Below are 20,425 nucleotides of genomic sequence, written 5' to 3' on the forward strand. Positions count from 1 at the left end.
GCTGAATGCCTACTGGGGAGCCGACCGGTTGACCGTTCTGGCTTACCACCGGATCGCGGATCCGGCTGCGCCGGGGTTTCAGTACTATCCGCCGAATGTGAGCGCGACGCCGGAGAAGTTCGCCCAGCAGATGGCGTATATCCGGGAGCACTTCAATGTGGTCGACCTGGAAGCGGTGAACGCCTTCCTGCATCATGGCCGGAGCCTACCACCACGCCCGCTGCTCATCACGTTCGATGACGGCTATCTGGATAACTACTCCCACGCCTATCCAGTATTGAAACACTACGGTTTCCCGGCGGTGATCTTCCTCCTAACCAGCCGCATGGATAACCCGCTGCCGGCATGGTGGGACGAGTGCGCCTATTACTTCCATCACACGCAGCGGCAGGCCGCCACCCTGCCTTTGATCGGTGAGCGCGACCTGTCGTCGCCGGCGTTACGCCGGGCAGCGTGTGAGGCGCTGGTAGGGCAGTTAAAGCGCATCCCTGAAGCGGAGAAACTGGTTGCGCTCCGGCAGGCGGGCGAAGCGTTGCAGGTTGATCCACCGGGGCCTGATCCCGATCTATTCATGGCCTGGGATCACGTCCGCGAACTGGTGAACGCAGGAATTGCCTGCCAGCCACACACAGTCACGCATCCCATCCTGGCGCGGGTTGATGAGGAAGTGCAGCGACGCGAGATTGTTGGCTCGTGCGAACGGATTCGAGAGGAGACCGGCCAGACGATCAGCGCATTTGCTTACCCAAACGGCGGCGTGGGCGATTACACAGCGACTACCATGCAGTTGCTGCGGCAAGCTGGCATCAGGACGGCGTTCACGCTGCTAACGGGCCCGCTGCGCTCACAGGTGGCGCGGCAGCATCCGCTGGAAATCCCGCGGGTGTACCTTGGCGGACGCGACACCATGGAGCGGTTTGTGTTCAAAGTGATGGGTCTGCCCGCGCTGATGGAGCACCCGCCTTTCATCGGCCAGGCCGCAGTATAGGGCAGGCGGATTCGGGCGTATTCACCTGCAGCTAACCCATGTGACTCAGCGATCGGCTTTATCTTCCGCCAACAGTTTCTCCCGTCGCTTGAGCTGCTTCATGCGTTGCTCCGGATCGAGGATGCGCTTGCGCAGCCGCAGGCTCTGTGGTGTCACTTCCAGCAGTTCATCTTCAGCCATGAATTCGATGAAGTCGTCGAGGCTCATTTCGCGCACCGGCTTGAGTCGCAATTCCTCTGCATAGCTGCGGGTATGCACGGCGGTCAGATTCTTGGTCTTGTTCACGTTGATGTCCAAATCTTCGGCGCGGATGTGTTCGCCAACGACCTGGCCGCGATAGACCTCGGTGCCGGGTGTGATGAAGAAGGTACCCCGCTGCTGCAGGTGGGTCATTGCATAGTTGACCGCAGTGCCGGTTTCCACGGCGACCAGGCTCCCGAACTGGCGGCGGGGTGGATCGCCGGACAAGACGGGCGCGTAACCGTGGAACAGCGTGTTGAACTGGCCCAGGCCGCCGGTAGCCCGCACGAACTGTGACTGGAAACCCAGCAGGAAGCGGGTAGGTACCAGGTAGCGCAGGTAGGTCGTGCCGTTCTCGCTCTGCATGTCAAGGAGTTGCCCGCGCCGCGCCCCGATCAATTCGAAGATCGTACCGGTCAGATCATCGGCGATCTCAATATGGACTTCCTCGATTGGCTCCAGTAACTCGCCAGTGTCCGGATCGGTGTGGAAGATCACTTCTGGCTTGCTGACTTCAAACTCGTACCCCTCGCGGCGCATGGTTTCGATCAGGATTGCCAGGTGTAGTTCCCCCCGGCCACTAACGATGAAGCGGTCAGGCGTCTGGCCGTCTTCTACCCGCAGTGCCACATTGCTGCGCATCTCGTTATACAGGCGCTCCCGCAGGCGGCGGGAAGTGCCCCAGCCCGGCTTGCCTTCTCGCCCGGCAAAGGGCGACGTATTGACGCCAAAGGTCATCCGTACAGTTGGCTGCTCAACGCTGATCAGCGGCAGTGGCGTGGTGATTGATGGATCGGCAATGGTGTCGCTGATATTGATGGCTTCCAGTCCGGCAACGGCCACGATATCCCCGGCCTGAGCCGTTTCGACCTCAAGGCGCTCCAGGTTGTGGTACGTGAACAGGTACTCCAACCGCCCCATGGTACGCTGGCCATCTGGCGCAATGCGTACGATGGGCATTCCTCGTTTCAGCATTCCCGCCCGCAGCCGACCAACGCCGATCTGACCCTTATAGTTGTCGTATTCCAGGGTGGTCACCTGTAACAAGGCGGGCGCTTCCGGTTCGCAGACAGGGCCGGGAATCTCGCGGAGGATGGTTTCGAAGAGGGGGGTCAGATCGTTCGCGATCGCGTCCGGGCTGTAGCCGGCGCGGCCTTCCAGGCCGATGGCGTAGACAACCGGAAAGTCAGCCTGTTCATCGCTGGCGCCCAGTTCTAAGAACAAGTCAAAGGTTCTGTTGAGGGCTTCGTTGGAGCGGGCAAAAGGACGATCGATCTTATTGATCACGACAATGACCCGCAAGCCGAGCGCCAGCGCCTTGCGCAGGACAAAACGAGTCTGGGGCATCGGCCCTTCCACGGCATCGACGAGCAGTAGAGCACCATCGACCATATTAAGGACGCGCTCCACTTCCCCGCCGAAATCGGCATGACCGGGTGTATCGACAATGTTGATCTTGACCCCCTGCCAGGTGATAGCCGTGTTTTTGGCCAGGATCGTGATCCCGCGTTCACGCTCCAGAGCATTAGAGTCCAGGATGCGTTCCCCGGTAAGGGCACCTTCCCGGAAGACTTTGGCCTGCTTGAGCATGCCGTCGACCAGGGTGGTCTTGCCGTGGTCAACATGGGCGATGATGGCAATGTTGCGGAGGTCGGTGCGTACCTGAGTCATAGGGGTTTGTTCAGTCTCAATCCAGAGGATTGCTGCGCCCGTGCCAGAGGGCACGTCGTTCGAGCGGCGATGGATTATGCCGGTCGCCCGGCGGCATGTCAATGACGGATTTGCGGGATTGTGCCCACAAGGGGTAAAGATAGCGCAGGGCCGCCGGTGACGGCTGGGCGGACGGCCCTGCTGATCGGTCTAGTGGCTGGGGAGGGAGGCATACAGGCGGTCGATGACGACCATATTGCGGACGGCATCCAGCGGTTCGAACCGGGGCGGGCGGCTGTTCAGCAGGGCGTCGGCAAAGTCTTCCACCATGAGCTGGTATTGATCGGTTGGCGGAATCACGATCTCATCGCAAACATTATCGTGGTAGTACCGGATCACGGTCTCCCTGTTCGAAGCCGGTATGAAAGCCGGGTCAACGACGATACGTCCCCGGCGTCCCCGGATTTCGTAGGTATTGGTGGTTATGGCGCGGAATCCGCAGTCCAGATGTCCGAGCGCCCCGGAAGGAAAGCTCAGCATGCCGGTGAGCGTTTCATCCACTTCGCGGCCTGTTCTGGCGAAGGCGCGCACGTCGTCTGGCTCCTCGCCGGTCATCAGGCGCATCACGTTCACGCAATAGCAGCCCACATCCATCAGCGCGCCACCAGCCAGATTCCGTTTGAGGCGGATGTCATCTTCGCGACCAGTGATGTCAAAGGTGAAGGATGCCTGAATCAGGTTGATCTCGCCTACTGCACCATCGGCGATCATGGCCTTCACGCGTTGAGTCTGGGGATGGAAGCGGTACATAAAGGCTTCTGCCAGCAGGACATGACGCCTGGCGAAGGCATCGACCATCACCTGTGCTTCCGCGGCGTTGCTGGCCAGGGGTTTCTCGCATAGCGTCGCTTTGCTGACCTCGGCGCACTTGATGCTCCACAGGGCATGCTCGCTGTTGGGCAGGGGATTGTAGATCGCGTCGATGTTGGGATCGGCGAGCAGTTCCTCGTAGGAGCCGTAGGCGGTGGGGATGTTCAGTTCACGGGCAAAGGTTCTGGCGCGCTCCAGGTCGCGGCTGGCTACCGCCGCGACAACGCTGTTGCGGGCCTTCTGGATGGCGGGGATGACCCGTACCCGTCCGATATGCGCGGTGCTGAGGATGCCCCAGCGGATCTTGTCTGCCATGGTTGATTTTCCTTTCTGCTGGCCAGCCTCTGATCTGGCGCTGATGGTCTCCGCCTGCACCCATGAACCGGGAGGCGGCAACGGTCAATCCGCTGCTGCGAGCAAACGCTCGCCGGTTTGCACCCGCCACAGGGCGGCGTAGATGCCATCCCGGCGGATCAGGTCTTCATGACGGCCCTGTTCCTTCAAAGCGCCATTGTCCAGCACGAAGATGCGATCGGCGTTGCGGATGGTCGAAAGGCGGTGGGCAATCACGATCGTCGTGCGATTGATGATGATGCGCTCCAGCGAACGCTGAATAGCGGCCTCGGTCTCATTGTCTACGCTGGAGGTGGCTTCGTCCAGGACCAGTACAGGCGGATTCTTGAGCACGGCCCGCGCGATGGAGATTCGCTGTCGTTGACCGCCGGAGAGCTTCTGACCGCGTTCGCCAACGAGGGTATCATAACCCTGCGGCAGGGCCATGATGAAGTCGTGGGCCTCGGCGATACGGGCTGCGGCTACAATATCCTCCAGGCTGGCGTCAAAGGTGCCATAGGCGATATTCTCCCGGACGGTGCCATCAAACAGGTAGACATCCTGGCTAACCAGGCCAATGGCGTTGCGCAGGTTGGTAACCTGTAGCTCACGCAGGTCATGCCTGTCTAGCAGGATACACCCGTCAGTGACATCGTAGAAGCGGAGTAGCAGCTTAATGATGGTGCTCTTACCGGCTCCGGTGGCCCCGACAATAGCGACGGTTTCGCCGGGAGGAATATGCAGGGAGAGATCGCGCAGCACTTCCTGGCCGTTCTTGTAGCGGAAAGAGACACGCTCAAAGCTGATCTCCCCGCGAACGCTTTCCAGCGGCAGGGGCTGCGGGCCGTCGTCGATCAGCGCAGGTGTGTCCAGCAGGTCCAGGATGCGGGTTGTCGAGGCCATGGCCCGCTGGTACTGGTCGAGTACCTCGCCCAGGCTGGTCAGCGGCCACAGCAGGCGCTGAGTCATGAACACCATGACACTGTAGAGACTGACTTCCAGCGCTCCGCTTAGGGCCAGCCGCCCACCGAAGATCAGGATCGCAATGAAGCCACTCATGATCAGCATCCGGATGAGCGGGACAAACGCCGAACTGAGCGAGATCGCGCGGCGGTTGTGTTCCCGGTAGGTTTCGCTGCTGATGCGGATGCGCTGCACTTCGTGAGCTTCAGAGGTGAAGCTCTTGATCGTAGCGATGCCACTCAGGTTGTTGGCCAGCTGGCTGTTGAGAATACCGACCTGTTCACGGACGGCTGCATAGCGCGGCGCCAGAATCTTCTGGAAGCGGATCGATCCCCAGATGATCAGCGGCATGGGCAGCAAGGCCAGCCAGGCGACCGATGGCGCGACCAGGAAGAACATGCCGCCAATGACCAGGACGGTGGTGAGCACCTGAATGATGTTGTTTGCGCCGTTGTCCAGGAAGCGCTCCAGCTGGTTGATGTCGTCGTTGAGGATCGACATCAGCCCGCCGGTGTTCTGGTCTTCAAAATACGCCATGTCCAGATTCTGGACGTGGGCATAGGCGTCGATGCGCAGATCGTGTTCAACCGCCTGAGCCAGATTGCGCCAGATGATCTTGTGAAAGTACTCAAACACGGATTCCAGCACCCAGATGACTACCGTCAGCCCGGTTAGGGCGAACAGCTGATGATCTACGTCAATGATCCCGAAACGGGCGATGAACGACTGTTCCTGCTGGACGACAATGTCCACCGCTGCCCCGATCAGGGCCGGCGGCGCGAGGTCAACCGTTTTGTTGAGGATGGAAAACAGGCTGGCCAGCACCATGCGGGTGCGGTAAGTGCGAGCGTAGCCAAACAGGCGCAGGAGAGGATGGCGGTTGTGGTGATCTGGCATGAGGATTCTGTCCTGGGGCGTTGCAGGTATTAGGGTGGGCGGGATCAGGGGCTATTCTAGCGCATCCGCGCGGCCTGGACTAGACTCAGGCCGGTCTTGCGCTGGCAGCATGGCGGAGATAGATGGCAATGACTTATCTGGTTGGTATTGATGGTGGCGGTAGCTATGTACGGGTGGCGATTACAAGCCTGGCGCTGGAAGTGCTGGCTCAGGCAGAGGGTGGCACGGTTAACCCAAGCGTCGTAGGCCGCGAAGCAGCAGCGGCGCTGATCCAGAAGGTGTTGCGCAGCGCACTCGAACAGGCCGGGTTGACAGCTGACCAGATTGGCGCTGCAGGGGTCGGGATTGCTGGGGCATCGGCGACCTACGCTGGCGACTGGTTGCGGGAAGTGATCCGTCCGGTGGTTCCGGAGGCATTTATTGCCCTCAGCTCGGATGTGGAAATCGCGTTGGTCGGTGCGCACGGTGCAAGGTATGGTGTACTGGTGCTGGCGGGCACAGGGAGTGTCGCGCTGGGCATTGACGCTTCTGGATGCACGGCGCGGGCAGGAGGGTGGGGGTATCTGCTGGGCGACGAGGGCAGCGGGTACTGGATCGGCCTGGAAGGGTTGCGCGCCGTGATGCGGGCTGCGGATGGGCGCGGGGAAAGATCCACCCTTGAACAGCATCTTCTGGCTGCTCTCGAACTGCCGGATGTCCAGGCTGTGACTCTATGGTTGTACCGGGCCGAGATCAGCCGCACGCGCGAGGTCGCCCGCCTGGCGCCGCTGGTGTGTCAGGCGGCTGTGGATGGCGACCGTGTGGCTGGCGAGATTGTGGATCGGGCTGCGGCGGAGCTGGCGCTGCTTTGCCGGGCGGTGATCGGACAGCTTGGAGCCAGCGATCTGCCGATTGCCTTTGCCGGTGGATTGCTTGTTAACCCGACGCCAGTTCGCGATCGGTTGTGCCAGCGCCTGGGATTGTCGGAGGCGCCACAGCCGCGCTACCCGCCGGTGATTGGGGCGGCGCTGCTGGCGAGATTGGCGCTGGAGGGGCAAGGTCAGCGCAGCGGGGACTTTCCTGCGGGTGGGTCAGCGTGACGAAATATGAACAGGCCGGAGCATACCATGGATGAGGTGAGTGTCATCCAGACGCTGCAGGGAGTGCGCCTGCGCGTGATAGGAGAGGCCGGGCGCGGATTCCACGGTGAGGAAGTGGAGCCGGATGTCTGGGTATGTCCTCTGGATGCCGATAACGCTGTAGCTGTTCGGCGGCTGCTGCCCTGGACAGCACCAGTTCCGGCAGGTCTACGCCAGTCGATCGGCCTGAGCGATCGGCTGGGATTGGCTGTGCCGGGTCTGCTCCGTGTAGCACGGCAGTGCGGACTCTTTCCGGTACTGGCTCAGCAGTCCATCCAGGAGATGGGGGAAACCGGGCGCACACCTCAGGAGGTCATCGACGCCGCCACGTGGGAGGTGCTGGCCGCCGGTGACCGTGATGGATATGGCGCGGACGTCGATGGTCTACAGACGACGGCCATGATCGACCTGTGCGTTGAGGCTGGATTCACAAGTTTTACGCTTGAACCGCAAAGTTGCTTTCTGAACCTGGCTGCGCTTACAGATCCGGAGGCGACTCTGGACGAGAAATTTGCAGCGTTGCCGTGGGAACAACTGGCTTTCAGCCCTGAGAGGTTGCTGGCTACCTACCGGGACGTTGCACCGGCAGGGCTGGCTGGCGAAGAAGCCGTGAAGCGCATTGCCTGCGCCTATGGCCCGGCTATCGTGGAGCTGACTCGCCTGGCTGGTCATCTTGGTCGGCGCCTGGAAGGGCGACTCTACGACCTGGAGATTAACCCTGGCGGAGGCAGCAGTTTGCTCAGCCCACTGGCACACCGGTTCATTGCTGCTGAGCTGTTGCGGCGGGGCGTACGCTTCACTAGTCTGGTATTGCACGGGGCAAAGCCGTCAGTTCAAGCACAGGATGCCGTGTCTGATCTGGAGATGCTCTGCGCTGCGCACGTCGGGATTGCCCGTGAACTGGGGCCTTACAAACTGACGGTTCGTGCTGGGCCGGAGGGTTGCCGCGTGTATCCGATCCTGGCGCGCTACGCCGGGTCATGCACTTACCTCAAGATCACAGGTGTTGACTGGCTTGTCGCATTGCGTGTGATCGCGGCTCACGAGCCAGCGCTACTGCGGGCGATGCTGGCCCATGCGCTACAGCGGTATGCCCGTGACGGAGCAGTCCGGATCAATCAGGTGCCTGTTGACCTACCAGACGATCGTTTGCCGGAAATGCTCGACCAGGCGGATACCCGGCAAATCCTGCTGGTGATGTTCGGGGAACTGCTGAGGCGCTTCCGCGCACCGATCCTGGCGGCGCTCCACCGGAATCGCGCTGCCTATGCCAAGGTGCTCGAAGCCGCCGTGATGGATTGTATTGGCGCCTGAGGTCGTGTCAGCTATGCCGCCGGGGGCAAGCTGCGCTTGGTTACGGGACATCCGGTTGACTATGGCGCAGGAAGGCCCGGCGAGTCTCCACGGTTCGATCGAATAGATCGGGTTCCAGCGTTGCCCAGAAATTGGCCGGAGCAGCAATCTGGCCGCTCATGCTGGCTGCGTAGGTCTGCAGCCAGGCGAAAAATGCTTCTGTGCCGATCTCCTGGCGCAGGGCATGAAGAAGCTGTGCACCGCGCAGATAGACGGCGTTGATATAGTCCCGGGCGGTTTGGAACTCGTAGACAGTTGAGTCAACAAATCCCGTTGGATGGAAGCTGTTGACGCGAAAATCCCACCACCAGTCGACCAGGTCCGGGTAGCTTTCCTGCAGAAAAACATATTCACTGTAGGTCGCCAGGGCTTCATCCAGCCAGGGATGGCTGCTCTGATCATTGCCTACCCGGTGGTACCACCACTGGTGTGCGACCTCATGCGCCGTGATCAGGGTCAGGTAAGAAGCCGGATCACCACGATAGGAGCGAAACCACTCGCTGCCCACATAGACCAGCCCACTGAATTCCATACCGTCTGGGAAATCGCTTTCCAGGATGATCAGACGGTCGTGAGGGTAAGGGCCGTACAGGTCAGCGAAAAGATTAAGGGCAGCCACCGCGGTGTGCAGCGCCTGTTCTGCCGCTTCAGCGGATGTGGACGCAAAGGTGTAAAGCTCGACCAGAACTGCTCCGTCAAGAGCCGGGGCAGTAATCTGACGATAGTTGTCGCCAAGGCTGAGGGCAATTTCGCGGGCGCCGGTCAGTTGATATCGCCAGCCGCATGATTCATGGCGCGCTGTGCCGGGGCCAACGACTGTCAACGTCGGGGGCAGATTCTCTACAGCCAGGCAAAGGTCAAAATCTGCGGCAGGCAGGACAGTCTGCTCACCAACCGTGACAGGAACTGGTGTTATCCATTGCCTCCCGGCACGTGCTGCCACTGCCGGAAACCAGAGGGCCAGGTTTAGTTGTTGGTCCGAAAAGCCCAGGTACCCCTGCCGGGCAAAGGGGCCGACGCCCATACGCGGGATGTCTAACGTATAATCGAGGTTCAGGACTACCCGGCAACCCGGTTGGAGCAGGGTTGGAAGCGAGATCGTCAGGCGTACCCCTTCCAGAGTGACCGCGGAGGCACCGGTTTGCCCGGGAATGGCAATGCTTTCCAGGTGAAACAGACCGGGTTCCCGGTTAGGCATGACATAGAAGACCAGTTGATCCAGGGGCGCATCCTCAGGATTACGGAAGGTAACGCGCTGGTGAGCTACAAGATGTTTGAGTGCATAATCGAGTTCTGCCCGGATCACATAGGTGATGGTCGGCCCATTCTCGACGAGAGGGCAGCGTTCTATTCCCCCTGTCGGTTCGGGCGCGGTTGTTGGGGAATGCGGTAGCGTGGTTGCCGGTGTGGCTGACGTTGTCTGTATGAATACCGCCGTGGCTGTTGGAGCAGGCGGGGCGATGGTCGCCGGGGGAGCCGAGGGAAGGCAACCGATCACGAGAGCCAATAACAGGAGACTGCAAAGGGAGGCGTTCATCAATCGTTTCATGGCATGAGATAACCGCATGGCGTGCTGGCTGCAGAACAAGATTACGGCCTGCGCAGAGATACATTATATCCGGCGTCGGGCTACCCTGTGGTAAGTTGCCCGCTGGTGATCGCGCCGGGAATTGCCCTTGTCTGTCGATAGCGATGCCGAATGTCGGCAGTTCCTGCGAAGATCGTTACCGGCACCAGCGCAGGATTCCTGCTCTTGTGCTGTCGCCATTGTGCGGCTAGAATGGCGCATGTTCTTCCTGCTACCCTGGGTGCGTATCCTGCGTATCATCTGTGGGTTATAGGTAACGTTAAGTCCGCGCTCATTCCGCGATCATCCTGATCATGGGAGGGGGAATCATGCAGCAGCATATAGCCACGAAAACGGTCAGCTTGATCCGGCTCACCCGATGGAAAGAATTCGTTCCTTTTACAGTCCCGGTAACGGTATTTGCCGCTCTGCTTTCCGGGCAACCGCTGGACTGGCGGTTGGTGGCGGTTACGGCGGCTAACATCCTGGCGGTCGCCTACGCCTTCATGATCAATGACATCGAGGATGCGCCAGACGACTCTCGCGATCCGGCCCGCGCCGCTCGTAATCCCATTGCGATGGGGGAACTCTCCATTCGTTCCGGGTGGACAGCATCCATGCTAGTGGCGTTTCTGTCACTGGTTCTCTATGCTTGTGGCGGCTGGTGGGTGCTGGGCATCGGGGTGTTGACGGTGCTGCTGTCGCATTTCTACTCCTGGAAGCCGATACGTCTCAAGGCCTGGCCGGTGGCCGATGTGACCTCCCATTCGTTGATGCTGAGCGGGTTGCTATTTCTGGCTGGCTACTTTACCTACGATGTGAATCCGGGGTGGGTCTGGCTGGTAATGTTGGCTGTCACACTCGTGTCGATATACGGCCAGCTCTATAACCAGCTTCGCGACTACGAAATCGATAAAGCAGCCGGGTTGCACAATACGGCGATCATTGTTGGCGAGCGCATGACTCGCCTGTTGATGTATCTGTGTGTTGCCCTGGCGATCGTGTTCTTCCTCAGCGCGTTTGCGCTGGGCGTTCTGCCGATCTGGTTGCCATTTGTGGGTGTTGGTGTCTTCGCTGTGGTGATGTATGTGTACCGCCCTGGCATGGATATGCGCGGCGGACAGGTTGCCGACACCAGTGGAAACATCCAGATTCAATTTCTGATTACAGCGAACGCGACAGTCGCTCTGTGGCTAGCCCTGGCTCTGGTAGGGTAGGGCTATTGGTGCTGCTGGCAAATCGGGTTTGATGGGCGCTCCATGGGGGCGCCTTTTGTTTCGGTCGGCAAATTAGCGGGGCTGACGCGCCATTGGCGTAGAGCCTGCCTTGCCACTACAATAGAGTGACAGCACTGCTGCACCGACGGATACCAGGGTATGGGCTTCAAGATTCTCATTGTCGATGATACGCCAGATACCGTGCAGATGCTGTCCGTCTGGTTGCAGGGGGGTGGGTACCAGACCGTAGCGATCAGCAACTCGCTGGATGCTGTATCGGCGATTCGGCAGGAAAAGCCTGATCTGGTACTCATGGACACTGCCATGCCGGGCCGCGATGGCATCGAAACGTGCCAGGAACTGCATGCCAATCCGCTCACACGGCACATCCCCGTTCTGTTGATGAGCAGTAAGAACCCCGCTGAAGCCCGCGCCGATAGTCTGATGGCCGGCGCTGTGGACTACGTCACCAAACCGATCAACCTGCGCCAGCTTAGCGACCAGATCGCAGCCTGCCTTGCGCCGCAGGAACACAGTCTGCGGCCTGCAGACGCCCGGCGCATGGTTGATGAAGTTGTCTATGAGGCGCTGGAATTGCTGTCGTGCGACCTGGCCTGGCTGTTCCGGTACGATTCTGTGCAGAGGACGCTGGAGAGCCATGCCATCGCAGCGACACTGGGGCATGAAGCGGGGCAGCGATTGTCCGCGCGCTTGGGCGTGGATGCTACGGCGTTGCAGGTGGGAGGGCTTGACGATGGCAGCCCGCTGGCAGCGGCGATCAGCACACAGCAGACCGTGCTTAATCTGCCAGTGGAACGGTTTCGCCAGCATCCTGATACACAGTTGCTCTTTCAGGGCCTGTCGGCTCTGGACGTGACGTCAATCAGTCTGATACCCCTGGCCCTGACGCGGCAGGTGCTGGGCGTTCTGGTGCTGGGCTATGTTCGTCCACGCGGTCGCGATGGCAAGTCGCTATGGCCGGCGATCACCCTGCTCAGCAGGCAGGCAGCCATGGCTCTTGACTATACGCGCCTGGCCGGTGTTCTGGCTGAGCAGGAGGAGACCCGGAAGGCTGAACATGCCTTTTTGACCACTGTGCTGGATACGATGGGCGATGGCCTGATCGTCATCGGCGAGCATGGTGATATTGAGTATGTCAACAACCGTCTGTTGCGGATGACCGAATACGGGCGTGAGGAGCTGATCGGCCAGCGCGTCGATATGCTCTTCCACCCCGATGATCGCCAGGCCCTGGTCTACGGATTGCTGCACGAGCGCGGTTCCACGATCAAGTTCGACCAACGCCTCTACACGCGCAGCCAGCATGTGATACCGGTGCTGTTGTCGCGTTCTTCTTTCGCGCGGATTGACCCCGCCGCGCCGCAGCAGGTGCTGGTTCTCAGCGATCTGACTGTGCAAAAGAGCCGCGAGGAAGCGCTGGAACGGTATAGTCAGCAACTCCAGGCGCTGAACCGGGCGGCTGAAGCGATCACCTCATCGCTGACACCCCAGGAAGTGATTCACGAAATCCTGACTGCGGCGATGGCGGTAGCTGATGCCGAGGGAGCCTCCGTGCTCTTGCGCAACGAGGATAACCCTGCTGAGTTGGTCTTCATGGCGGCGGTAGGGCCGGAAGCCGACCGCCTTCATGGCATGTGTGTGCCGATCAATGAGGGGATTGCCGGCTGGGTGGTCCGGGAAGCTACCGGCCAGCTTGTGGTTGACACAGCGGAGGATGATCGCTTCTATCGGGGAGTCGACGCCCATTCTGGCCTGACGACACGTTCGCTGATCGCTGTGCCATTGATTGTAGCCGACCAGGTGATCGGCGTGCTGGAAGTGGTGAACAAACGCACTGGCACTTTTGACCGTGCGGATATGGAATTGCTGGAGAGCATCGCTGGCACAGCGGCGGTAGCGATCGAGAATTCGCGGCTGTTTGAACAGACACGCCGGCGACTCAACGATCTAGGAACCTTGCTGGACGCCAGTGCGGCGGTGTCCTCAACGCTTGATTTCGGCAGCGTTCTGGAATTGATCGCCCGGCGTTTGCTGGATGCCCTGCATGTGGAGCGCTGCCAGGTCATTTCCTGGGAACGTGGAACCAACACCTTGATCACGCTGGCTGAAGTGGTTGATGCCTACTGGCGATCAGGGAGCGGGCCGCTGGTTGAGATCGTCGATTCGCCGCTGCGCAACCGGGCGCTGGCAGAGGGTCGGGCGCAGTATGTGCAGATGGGCGATCCTTCAACGACGCCGCAAGATCAGGCCGAGCTTATTGCATTGGGCCAACAGGCAATGCTGGTGATCCCCCTGTGGTTTGGGCGCAAGGTCATTGGCCTGGCATCGGTATGCAAGGGCGCGGGCAGCATAGCGCCTGCGGATATCGAACATGTTGGCCGGATCATCAGCGGCTGGACAGCCCGTGTTGAGCGTAGCCAGCAGCGGTGGGCTGAGAAGTCGTTCCTTGATGACCTGTGCAATTTGCTGCAGGCAGTTCCCGGTGTCATGTGGGTGCGGATAGAAGAGTGGTTTCCTCAAGAGCGGCGGCTGTGCCGGTTGCGGGAGACCGGCTTCGCACTCTGGGGCGATCGCGACGGTGCCCAACTTGATCTGGATCAGCATCCCACCATGAAACGAGTGCTTTCTATCGCCCAGCCCAGGGTGGTGGTGCGGCAGGACCTGGAGGCCGATCCGCGCGAGCAGGACCTGCTGGCGCAGGTTGGCGGCGAAGTCTGCCTGATGGCCCCGTTCATTATCCGGGGGCAGCCGGAGGGGTTGGTCAAGTTAATTGACTCTGACAGCCGGCGCACGTTTGATGTTGAGCAGGTCTCGCTATGCCAGGGTATCGCCAATGTGGTTGGCAATGCCCTGGAGAATGCCTATCTTTACCAGAGTCTGGAGCGCCGTGCTGCAGCGCTGGAAGCAGCCTATGCCGAACTGAAGCAGGCTGACCAGCTCAAGGAGGAATTGCTGCAGAATCTCTCCCATGAGATTCAAACTCCGCTGATGCATGTGATGGGGTACATGGAACTGATGTATAACGAGGCCTTTGGGCCGCTGAATGCCGAACAGCGTGAGAAGCTCTCGTTCGTTGTGGAGCGGGCACGGCATCTTTCCGAACTGGCCAGGAACATCATCACCGTGCAGGCGCTGCAAGCCCGGACACTGCATATGCAACCCTCCAGCCTGGATGAGATTCTCCCCCGCGTGATCAGTCAGTGGGAGCCGGAAGCCGCCAAGCGTTCGATCCCCCTGAAAATGCAGCTGCCAGATAGGCTCCCCAAGGTGATGGTCGATCCCAACCGTCTGGCGGAGGTGGTCGGTCACCTGCTGAGCAACGCGGTGAAATTCAGCCCGACGGGCGCGCCGATCGAAGTGGCGGCCCGCGAACGCGAAGGGGTTGTTGAGGTTAGTGTTCGCGATCATGGGCCGGGGATCGCGCCTGAGCATCACGAACGGATCTTCCGGCGCTTCTATCAGGTTGATGGCGGCGTGTCGCGCCGGCATGGGGGCGCCGGGCTGGGGCTGGCCATCGTACAGGAAGTCATCACCCAGCACGGTGGGCGTGTCTGGGTGGAAAGCGAAGCGGGGAAGGGCAGTACTTTCTTCTTCACCGTGCCCAAGGCTTCAACAGTCTCCACAACGGATTTTGAGCCGACAGCAAGCGCCTGGGATGAGACGTGGCAGAGCTAGACGCCTGCGTCTCACTGGAACGGATGGCTGATGACTACCATTCACCTGGCACTGAACAATGCCTATATTCTCTTTTCATTCGCCCTTGGGTTCTGGTGCATCATCAAGCTGGTGCGCGACCAGGGGCTTGATGGTCAGTTCTGGGGGGCGGTCGCGCTCAACACCCTGCTGGCCGTGGTGATCCTGCTGCTGGCAGCGGTGATGTACCTGGCAGGCATCCGCCCTCACCGGGCGGTCTACTTTCTGTACGGAGTCTACTTTGCTATTGTGCTGCCTGGTACGTTCTTCTTATTGCGTGGGCGCGACGACCGCATGGCAGTGATCATCTTCGGGATCGTGACCATTTTCTCCGGCGCAGCGGCCACACGCGTGCCCTTACTGGTGGAACCCTGGAGTGCGGCACCCTGAGCGACGCCTTCACGCGTGTATGTCTGCCGGGAGCATCCCATCCGCGCTGGGTGTCTTTGTGCAGGCGTCAGGTGATCCGGTGGGGCGGGTGCAGGATGTGATGAACCGGCTCTTCGGGATGCCGGTGGCAATCTGGGTGATTGTTGCCGCTGTGGTTGCCGCCTGTGTGCCACTGCCCGCGCCAGTGATCATCAGCGATGTGGATGCCACCCAGACGGCCATGGCTCCCCCTGTCACTGCTTCCGCACCGGGAATGGCAACCGGATCAGCGCGCACGCTGCGCCTGGGTGTCTTGTCCTGGCGCGGCTTTGACCCGTTTGACGCTGGCGACGCCGGGACGGAGCAGGTGCAGGCGCTGGTCTACGAGACTCTTCTGGCCTATGAACCGGTGGGCAACCTGATACCCCTGCTGGCGGCAGATCTGCCAGTTGCTGGCGACGATGGTCTGTTCTGGCAGGTGGGGCTGCGGGCTGGCGTCTCCTTTCACGACGGCACGCCGCTCGATGCCCTGACGGCAGCAGAGACGCTCCAGCGCCCCCTGGAGATTGCCGCCCAGGAGGAGATGTTACCCTTTACTGTGCGTGTTTATCGCCAGCTGGTGGAGTCGGTTAGCGGCGAGGGCATGACGCTGACGTTCCGGCTGCGCGAGCCGTTCCGCGCTTTTCCGGCTTTGCTGGCGGAACAGGCGCTGGCGCTGACTCATGGCATCGGAATCGGGAGCGGCCCCTTTCGGCTCGCCGGTAGTGCACTGGAAGACAATCTGCTCAGGCTGACGCGCTTTGAGGATTATCATGGCGGCGCGGCTGCGCTGGAGATGGTGGAAATTCACCTGGGCCGGCAGGAGCCGGACAGCGGAGCGGTTATAATGGAGTCAACCGGGGATAGCCTGCTCGATCTGATCGCCGGGGAATCACTGGCTTCTGTGAATGGATTGGATTACCTTGAGCCTTGGCATGTGGTCGAACAGGAGCAGTGGTTGATCCTCGATGCGGGACACACTGCGCTGCTGCCCGCCGGAGTGAACTCTGTTCTCGCTTTAGCTGGGGAGGGATCGGCGGACGTATACCGGGTTGCTCTGGCGGAGATCGGTTTACCGGATGGCTTTGACCTGGCGGTTCGCGTTGTTGCCGGGCAGGATAGTGCGCTGGCGGCGGTGTTACCCCGTTTTGCACCGGTTCATCTTCAGGCCGTGAACGCAGGCCAGAATGTACCAGCGGATGCGTTGATTGTTGTCTGGAGACGCGACTGGGAACGTGACTGGTGGCTACGAGTCGCGGGTTATGCTGACGGTGATCTGGCAAAGGCGGGTGTACAGCTGGATGTCCGACCGGTGGTCACGTACGTGCGTACTGGTTTGACAGGACTGGGGGTGACTTCTGGCGGTTGGGCGCGTGTTACCGCACAGACGGACAGGTAGAGCGTGACAACGGATACTGGAGCACCAGAGTGAAGCTGATCCTGACACATGAGAACGCCGATTTTGATGCTGTAGCTGCCCAGCTAGCGGCTTACAAGCTGGAGCCGACAGCGATTCCGGTGTTGCCGCGCCGCCTGAACTACAATGTCCGGGACTTCCTGCATCTCTATGGCAGTGCCCTTCCTCACACGACGGTACGCGATCTGCCTCGTGGCCCGGTTGATTCGGTCACGGTTGTGGATACCCAGAACGTAGTGACGGTACGCGGGATGCGGCCCAACACCCCGGCGCATATCATCGATCACCATCCTCTGAGCGAGCCGCTTCGCCCACACCAGACCTATTCCGGTGAGCCAGTTGGGGCAACTACCACGCTGCTGGTAGAGCTGATTCGGGAGGCTGGCATCACGCTGACGCCGATTGAGGCGACATTGCTGACGCTAGGGATCTACGAGGACACCGGCTCGTTGCTCTATGGCACGACTACGGCACGCGATATCGCTGCGGCGGCCTGGCTGGTAGCCAAAGGAGCAGACCTCGATGTGGTACGCCGCTTCCTGCAGCACCCGCTGAATGAGGAGCAGCGCGAGTTGTACGATCGCCTGCTTCAGAATACAAGCGTTGTGAATGTTCACGGTCATGCGGTGGCGATCGCGGCTGTCAGGCTGCAGGGCAATATCGACCAGATTTCCACAGTGGCCCACAAGCTGCGGGAATTACTGGAGCCTGCGGCGTTGTTCATGCTGGTGCAGATGGGGTCGCGGGTGCAGCTGGTGGCCCGCAGCACGGTTGACGAGATTGATGTCGGGCGGATCGCGGAACAACTCGGTGGGGGCGGGCATAGCCGGGCAGCCGCCGCCTTGATCGAGGACGGCGATCTGGACGCGACGCGGCACAAGCTGGAGATGCTCCTTGAAGAATTGGTTGAGCCGGCAGTCAAAGTCGCCGACCTGATGTCGACCGGGGTAGTCCGCACCGTACCGGCGGACATGTCGGTGCGGGAGGTCTCCCAGGAGATGCAGCGCAGCGGGCACGAGGGTTATCCGGTCGTGCAGGACGGGGCGCTGGTAGGTTTGCTGACGCGCCAGGCAGTGGACAAGGCCATGGCTCACCGGCTGGGGCACCTGCCTGTCTCCCAGATCATGGAAAGCGGGAGAGTCTTCGTACAGCCGTCCGATTCGATTGGCTACCTGCAGGAACAGATGATGCGTTCTGGCTGGGGGCAGATACCGGTCGTTGACGCGGACGGCAACCTGATCGGCATTGTGACGCGAACTGACCTGATCAAACGCTGGGGGCAACCGGACAACGGCGTCTCCCGCCGCAAGGAGATCGTGCGACGCCTGGAAGGCGCGCTATCGCCCGGCTTGTTGCGTTTGGTGCGGGTGGTCAGCCAGCAGGCCCAGGAGATGAATCTGGGGCTGTACTGCGTGGGCGGTTTCGTACGTGACCTGCTGCTATCCCGCTCCAATACGGACATCGATCTGGTTGTTGAGGGCGATGCTATCGCGCTGGTTCGCCAGCTGGTGGAACGGTACGGCGGGGCGATGCGCAAGCACGCGCAGTTTGGCACGGCCACCTGGCTCCTGGATGCGAGGGTTGCGGCTTCTTTTGGTGGGGGGCGCGACTGGCCGGATACACTTGATTTCGTGACAGCCAGGACGGAATTCTATGAAAACCCGACGGCGCTCCCGACAGTAGAGCAGAGTTCGATCAAGCTTGACCTGCACCGCCGGGACTTTACCATCAATACGCTGGCGATTCGCCTGGCGCCAGAGCCGTTTGGCCAGTTGCTGGACTTCTGGGGCGGCGAGCGCGATCTGCGGGCCGGGCAAATCCGGGTACTGCATAGCCTGAGTTTTGTTGATGACCCGACACGCATTCTACGGGCCGCGCGTTTTGAACAGCGTTTTGGCTTCCGCATTGAGGAGCGCACGCTTGGCCTGATCGAAAAGGCGCTGCCGCTGCTGGATCGGGTAAGCGGTCCGCGGCTACGCCATGAACTGGAGTTGATCCTTGCTGAGGCGCGGCCTGAACTGGTGTTGCGGCGGTTGCAGGACCTGGGGGTGCTGGCACGTCTGCAGCCCGATCTGGCAGCTGATGACTGGCTGTTTGCCGCGTTTGAGGCCCTGCGCCAGGCCCGCCAGACGCCACCCTGGACGTTCAGGGAGATGACCAATACCCGCGATGGCTGGGAACTGGCGCAATTTGTGGTGCTGTGCTGTCGTCTTAAGGTGGAGGATGCTGAGCGGATAGGGCGGAGATTGCAGGTCAAACGCCGGACTCTGGATGAAGTCGCTGATGGTATCAGGACTTACCGCTTGCGCCTGCCTGCGCTGGCTGAATGGCAGAAACCCAGCACCGTTGTGCGGTTGCTTGGTGGCTTGAGTGATGTTGGGCTGGTAGTTGCCTGGGCTATTGCGCCCACCTATCCGGCCCGGACGCAGATTGTGCGCTACGTCACTGAGTGGAAGGCTGTCCGCCAGGCGCTGACCGGCCACGATCTGCGCGCGCTAGGCGTTCCGCCCGGCCCGGCGTATGGGCGCTTGCTCAGGCGGCTGCGTGATGCCCGACTGGACGGGGAAGTTCAGACCCCGGAAGATGAACGGGCGCTAGCTTTGCAGCTTCTGGCTGAATTCAAAGAAGGGGATCATGACGCTCAGGAGTGATCCGGAGGCGATTCTAGCGACCTTTGAGCTTAAGCAGATCGTTGTATTGCGACTGGCGCTTTCTTCTGACCTGCCGAAGCTGGAATGGTTCGGACAATATACGCACTACCGCCGGCTTTTTCAGACAACGTATGAAGATCAGCAACAACGACGGCGGTTGATGTTGCTGGCGGTGGTGAATGATTTTCCGATCGGTCAGGTGTTCATCCACCTGGGTGACGCACTGTGCAGGCCGCAACAAAGCAGTTACGGGCGTGGCTACCTGTATGCTCTACGGGTGCTGGAGCCTTTTCGCGGTCAGGGGATTGGCACGCGCCTGATCCAGTGTGCGGAAGAGCAAATCCTGGCCAGCGGTCTGCGCTGGGCGGTGATCGCCGCGGCTAAAGATAACCCCGGTGCACGGCGGTTGTACGAGCGCCTGGGTTATGTGGTCTACGGTGAGGACGCCGGCCACTGGGACTATACGGACAATGAGGGGCGCGTGCAGCATGTCCATGAGCCAGCCTGGCTATTACAGAAGCGGTTGCGCGTGCGGGCAGCGGGGGTGAAGGCGGGCAATTCAGAAGGAGCAGACGGATGCTGAGACGGCTGTTGCAGGGCGTGAGGCCTGAGGAAGCCAGCGCGAGTCAAGCGGTGCAACCGGGCGAAGATCGGCGCGACGAAGGGTCCCGATTAGCGCGCCGTGTCCGCGTGCGCTGGCGGTGGCTGGTGGGTATCCTAGCACTGGCGGCGGCTGTGGCCGCGCTGGGCACGGACTTATCCGGCTGGTTGCCTGCGGCATGGCCGGAACACTGGCCGGTACTTGTGATGGGGCTGGGGGCGCTGGGGCTGGTAGTCGGTATGGTGGCTGCCTGGGCGCCCGGTGTATTGATCGGGCCACAGTTGATCGCACTAGGCGCCACAGGCATGCTGGCCCGCCAAGGCACGCCGATCACCATTGAGGTGATCGGTGGCGCATCGCTGGTGGCGCTGGCCGTGGGCGTGATTATGCGCGGCCTGACCATGATCAGACTGTGAGCCAGTCTCCAGGTCGGTGGTA

At 60.8% G+C, this 20,425-nt stretch carries 14 protein-coding genes; 10 read left to right on the forward strand and 4 right to left on the reverse strand.

Annotated features, from left to right (window positions below; all coding sequences use genetic code 11):
* Positions 1-28: 28 nt before the first annotated feature.
* On the forward strand, positions 29-988 hold the full coding sequence (locus HPY64_00300) for a polysaccharide deacetylase family protein (GenBank protein NPV65564.1): 960 nt from the start codon (positions 29-31) through the stop codon (positions 986-988).
* 45 nt (positions 989-1,033) lie between these two features.
* Here HPY64_00300 and typA read toward each other — a convergent pair whose 3' ends face one another.
* From typA to HPY64_00315, 3 genes are all read right to left on the reverse strand, one after another.
* Positions 1,034-2,899, reverse strand: a complete 1,866-nt coding sequence (gene typA / locus HPY64_00305; protein ID NPV65565.1) for a translational GTPase TypA — start codon at positions 2,897-2,899, stop codon at positions 1,034-1,036.
* 189 nt (positions 2,900-3,088) lie between these two features.
* Positions 3,089-4,063, reverse strand: a complete 975-nt coding sequence (locus tag HPY64_00310) for a Gfo/Idh/MocA family oxidoreductase (GenBank protein ID NPV65566.1) — start codon at positions 4,061-4,063, stop codon at positions 3,089-3,091.
* Positions 4,064-4,147: 84 nt separating this feature from the next.
* Positions 4,148-5,941 (reverse strand): ABC transporter ATP-binding protein, encoded by a 1,794-nt coding sequence (locus tag HPY64_00315; GenBank protein ID NPV65567.1) that lies wholly within the window; start codon positions 5,939-5,941, stop codon positions 4,148-4,150.
* Positions 5,942-6,069: 128 nt separating this feature from the next.
* Here HPY64_00315 and HPY64_00320 point away from each other — a divergent pair, with 128 nt between their 5' ends.
* Together HPY64_00320 and HPY64_00325 are read left to right on the forward strand one after the other, a co-directional pair.
* A complete protein-coding gene (locus tag HPY64_00320) occupies positions 6,070-7,020 on the forward strand; it encodes a hypothetical protein (GenBank protein ID NPV65568.1) in 951 nt (316 codons plus the stop codon).
* A gap of 27 nt (positions 7,021-7,047) precedes the next feature.
* Positions 7,048-8,373, forward strand: coding sequence for a hypothetical protein (locus tag HPY64_00325; protein NPV65569.1), 1,326 nt, complete (start codon positions 7,048-7,050; stop codon positions 8,371-8,373).
* A gap of 40 nt (positions 8,374-8,413) precedes the next feature.
* On the opposite strand, the gene HPY64_00330 is transcribed toward HPY64_00325, so the two are convergent.
* Positions 8,414-9,949 carry a M1 family metallopeptidase gene (locus HPY64_00330; GenBank protein ID NPV65570.1) on the reverse strand — a complete coding sequence of 512 codons (1,536 nt, stop codon included), beginning with the start codon at positions 9,947-9,949 and terminating at the stop codon, positions 8,414-8,416.
* Positions 9,950-10,308: 359 nt separating this feature from the next.
* Here HPY64_00330 and HPY64_00335 point away from each other — a divergent pair, with 359 nt between their 5' ends.
* The 7 genes from HPY64_00335 (at position 10,309) to HPY64_00365 (ending at position 20,403) form a co-directional block, all read left to right on the forward strand.
* On the forward strand, positions 10,309-11,196 hold the full coding sequence (locus tag HPY64_00335; protein NPV65571.1) for a prenyltransferase: 888 nt from the start codon (positions 10,309-10,311) through the stop codon (positions 11,194-11,196).
* A gap of 159 nt (positions 11,197-11,355) precedes the next feature.
* The gene (locus HPY64_00340; GenBank protein ID NPV65572.1) at positions 11,356-14,892 is read left to right on the forward strand and encodes a GAF domain-containing protein; all 3,537 of its coding nucleotides are present in this window, start codon (positions 11,356-11,358) and stop codon (positions 14,890-14,892) included.
* A gap of 30 nt (positions 14,893-14,922) precedes the next feature.
* Positions 14,923-15,300, forward strand: a complete 378-nt coding sequence (locus HPY64_00345) for a hypothetical protein (GenBank protein ID NPV65573.1) — start codon at positions 14,923-14,925, stop codon at positions 15,298-15,300.
* A 19-nt stretch (positions 15,301-15,319) separates the two neighbouring features.
* Complete coding sequence (locus HPY64_00350; GenBank protein ID NPV65574.1) at positions 15,320-16,717, forward strand: hypothetical protein; 1,398 nt, start codon at positions 15,320-15,322, stop codon at positions 16,715-16,717.
* A 29-nt stretch (positions 16,718-16,746) separates the two neighbouring features.
* Positions 16,747-19,386 carry a CBS domain-containing protein gene (locus HPY64_00355; GenBank protein ID NPV65575.1) on the forward strand — a complete coding sequence of 880 codons (2,640 nt, stop codon included), beginning with the start codon at positions 16,747-16,749 and terminating at the stop codon, positions 19,384-19,386.
* The gene (locus tag HPY64_00360) at positions 19,370-19,969 is read left to right on the forward strand and encodes a GNAT family N-acetyltransferase (protein ID NPV65576.1); all 600 of its coding nucleotides are present in this window, start codon (positions 19,370-19,372) and stop codon (positions 19,967-19,969) included. The genes HPY64_00355 and HPY64_00360 overlap by 17 nt, the downstream gene beginning before the upstream one ends.
* Positions 19,963-20,403 (forward strand): hypothetical protein, encoded by a 441-nt coding sequence (locus HPY64_00365; protein NPV65577.1) that lies wholly within the window; start codon positions 19,963-19,965, stop codon positions 20,401-20,403. The genes HPY64_00360 and HPY64_00365 overlap by 7 nt, the downstream gene beginning before the upstream one ends.
* Positions 20,404-20,425: the final 22 nt, after the last annotated feature.

Source organism: Anaerolineae bacterium (assembly GCA_013178165.1).
Taxonomy (GTDB): Bacteria; Chloroflexota; Anaerolineae; order Aggregatilineales; family Ch27; genus Ch27.

Coding starts and splice junctions, on each gene's coding strand:
- HPY64_00310 (NPV65566.1), bottom strand. CDS start 4,063: ATGGCAGACAAGATCCGCTGGGGCATCCTCAGCACCGCGCATATCGGA.
- HPY64_00315 (NPV65567.1), bottom strand. CDS start 5,941: ATGCCAGATCACCACAACCGCCATCCTCTCCTGCGCCTGTTTGGCTAC.
- HPY64_00325 (NPV65569.1), top strand. CDS start 7,048: ATGGATGAGGTGAGTGTCATCCAGACGCTGCAGGGAGTGCGCCTGCGC.
- HPY64_00320 (NPV65568.1), top strand. CDS start 6,070: ATGACTTATCTGGTTGGTATTGATGGTGGCGGTAGCTATGTACGGGTG.
- HPY64_00350 (NPV65574.1), top strand. CDS start 15,320: ATGTCTGCCGGGAGCATCCCATCCGCGCTGGGTGTCTTTGTGCAGGCG.
- HPY64_00330 (NPV65570.1), bottom strand. CDS start 9,949: ATGAACGCCTCCCTTTGCAGTCTCCTGTTATTGGCTCTCGTGATCGGT.
- HPY64_00365 (NPV65577.1), top strand. CDS start 19,963: ATGCTGAGACGGCTGTTGCAGGGCGTGAGGCCTGAGGAAGCCAGCGCG.
- HPY64_00335 (NPV65571.1), top strand. CDS start 10,309: ATGCAGCAGCATATAGCCACGAAAACGGTCAGCTTGATCCGGCTCACC.
- HPY64_00360 (NPV65576.1), top strand. CDS start 19,370: ATGACGCTCAGGAGTGATCCGGAGGCGATTCTAGCGACCTTTGAGCTT.
- typA (NPV65565.1), bottom strand. CDS start 2,899: ATGACTCAGGTACGCACCGACCTCCGCAACATTGCCATCATCGCCCAT.
- HPY64_00345 (NPV65573.1), top strand. CDS start 14,923: ATGACTACCATTCACCTGGCACTGAACAATGCCTATATTCTCTTTTCA.
- HPY64_00340 (NPV65572.1), top strand. CDS start 11,356: ATGGGCTTCAAGATTCTCATTGTCGATGATACGCCAGATACCGTGCAG.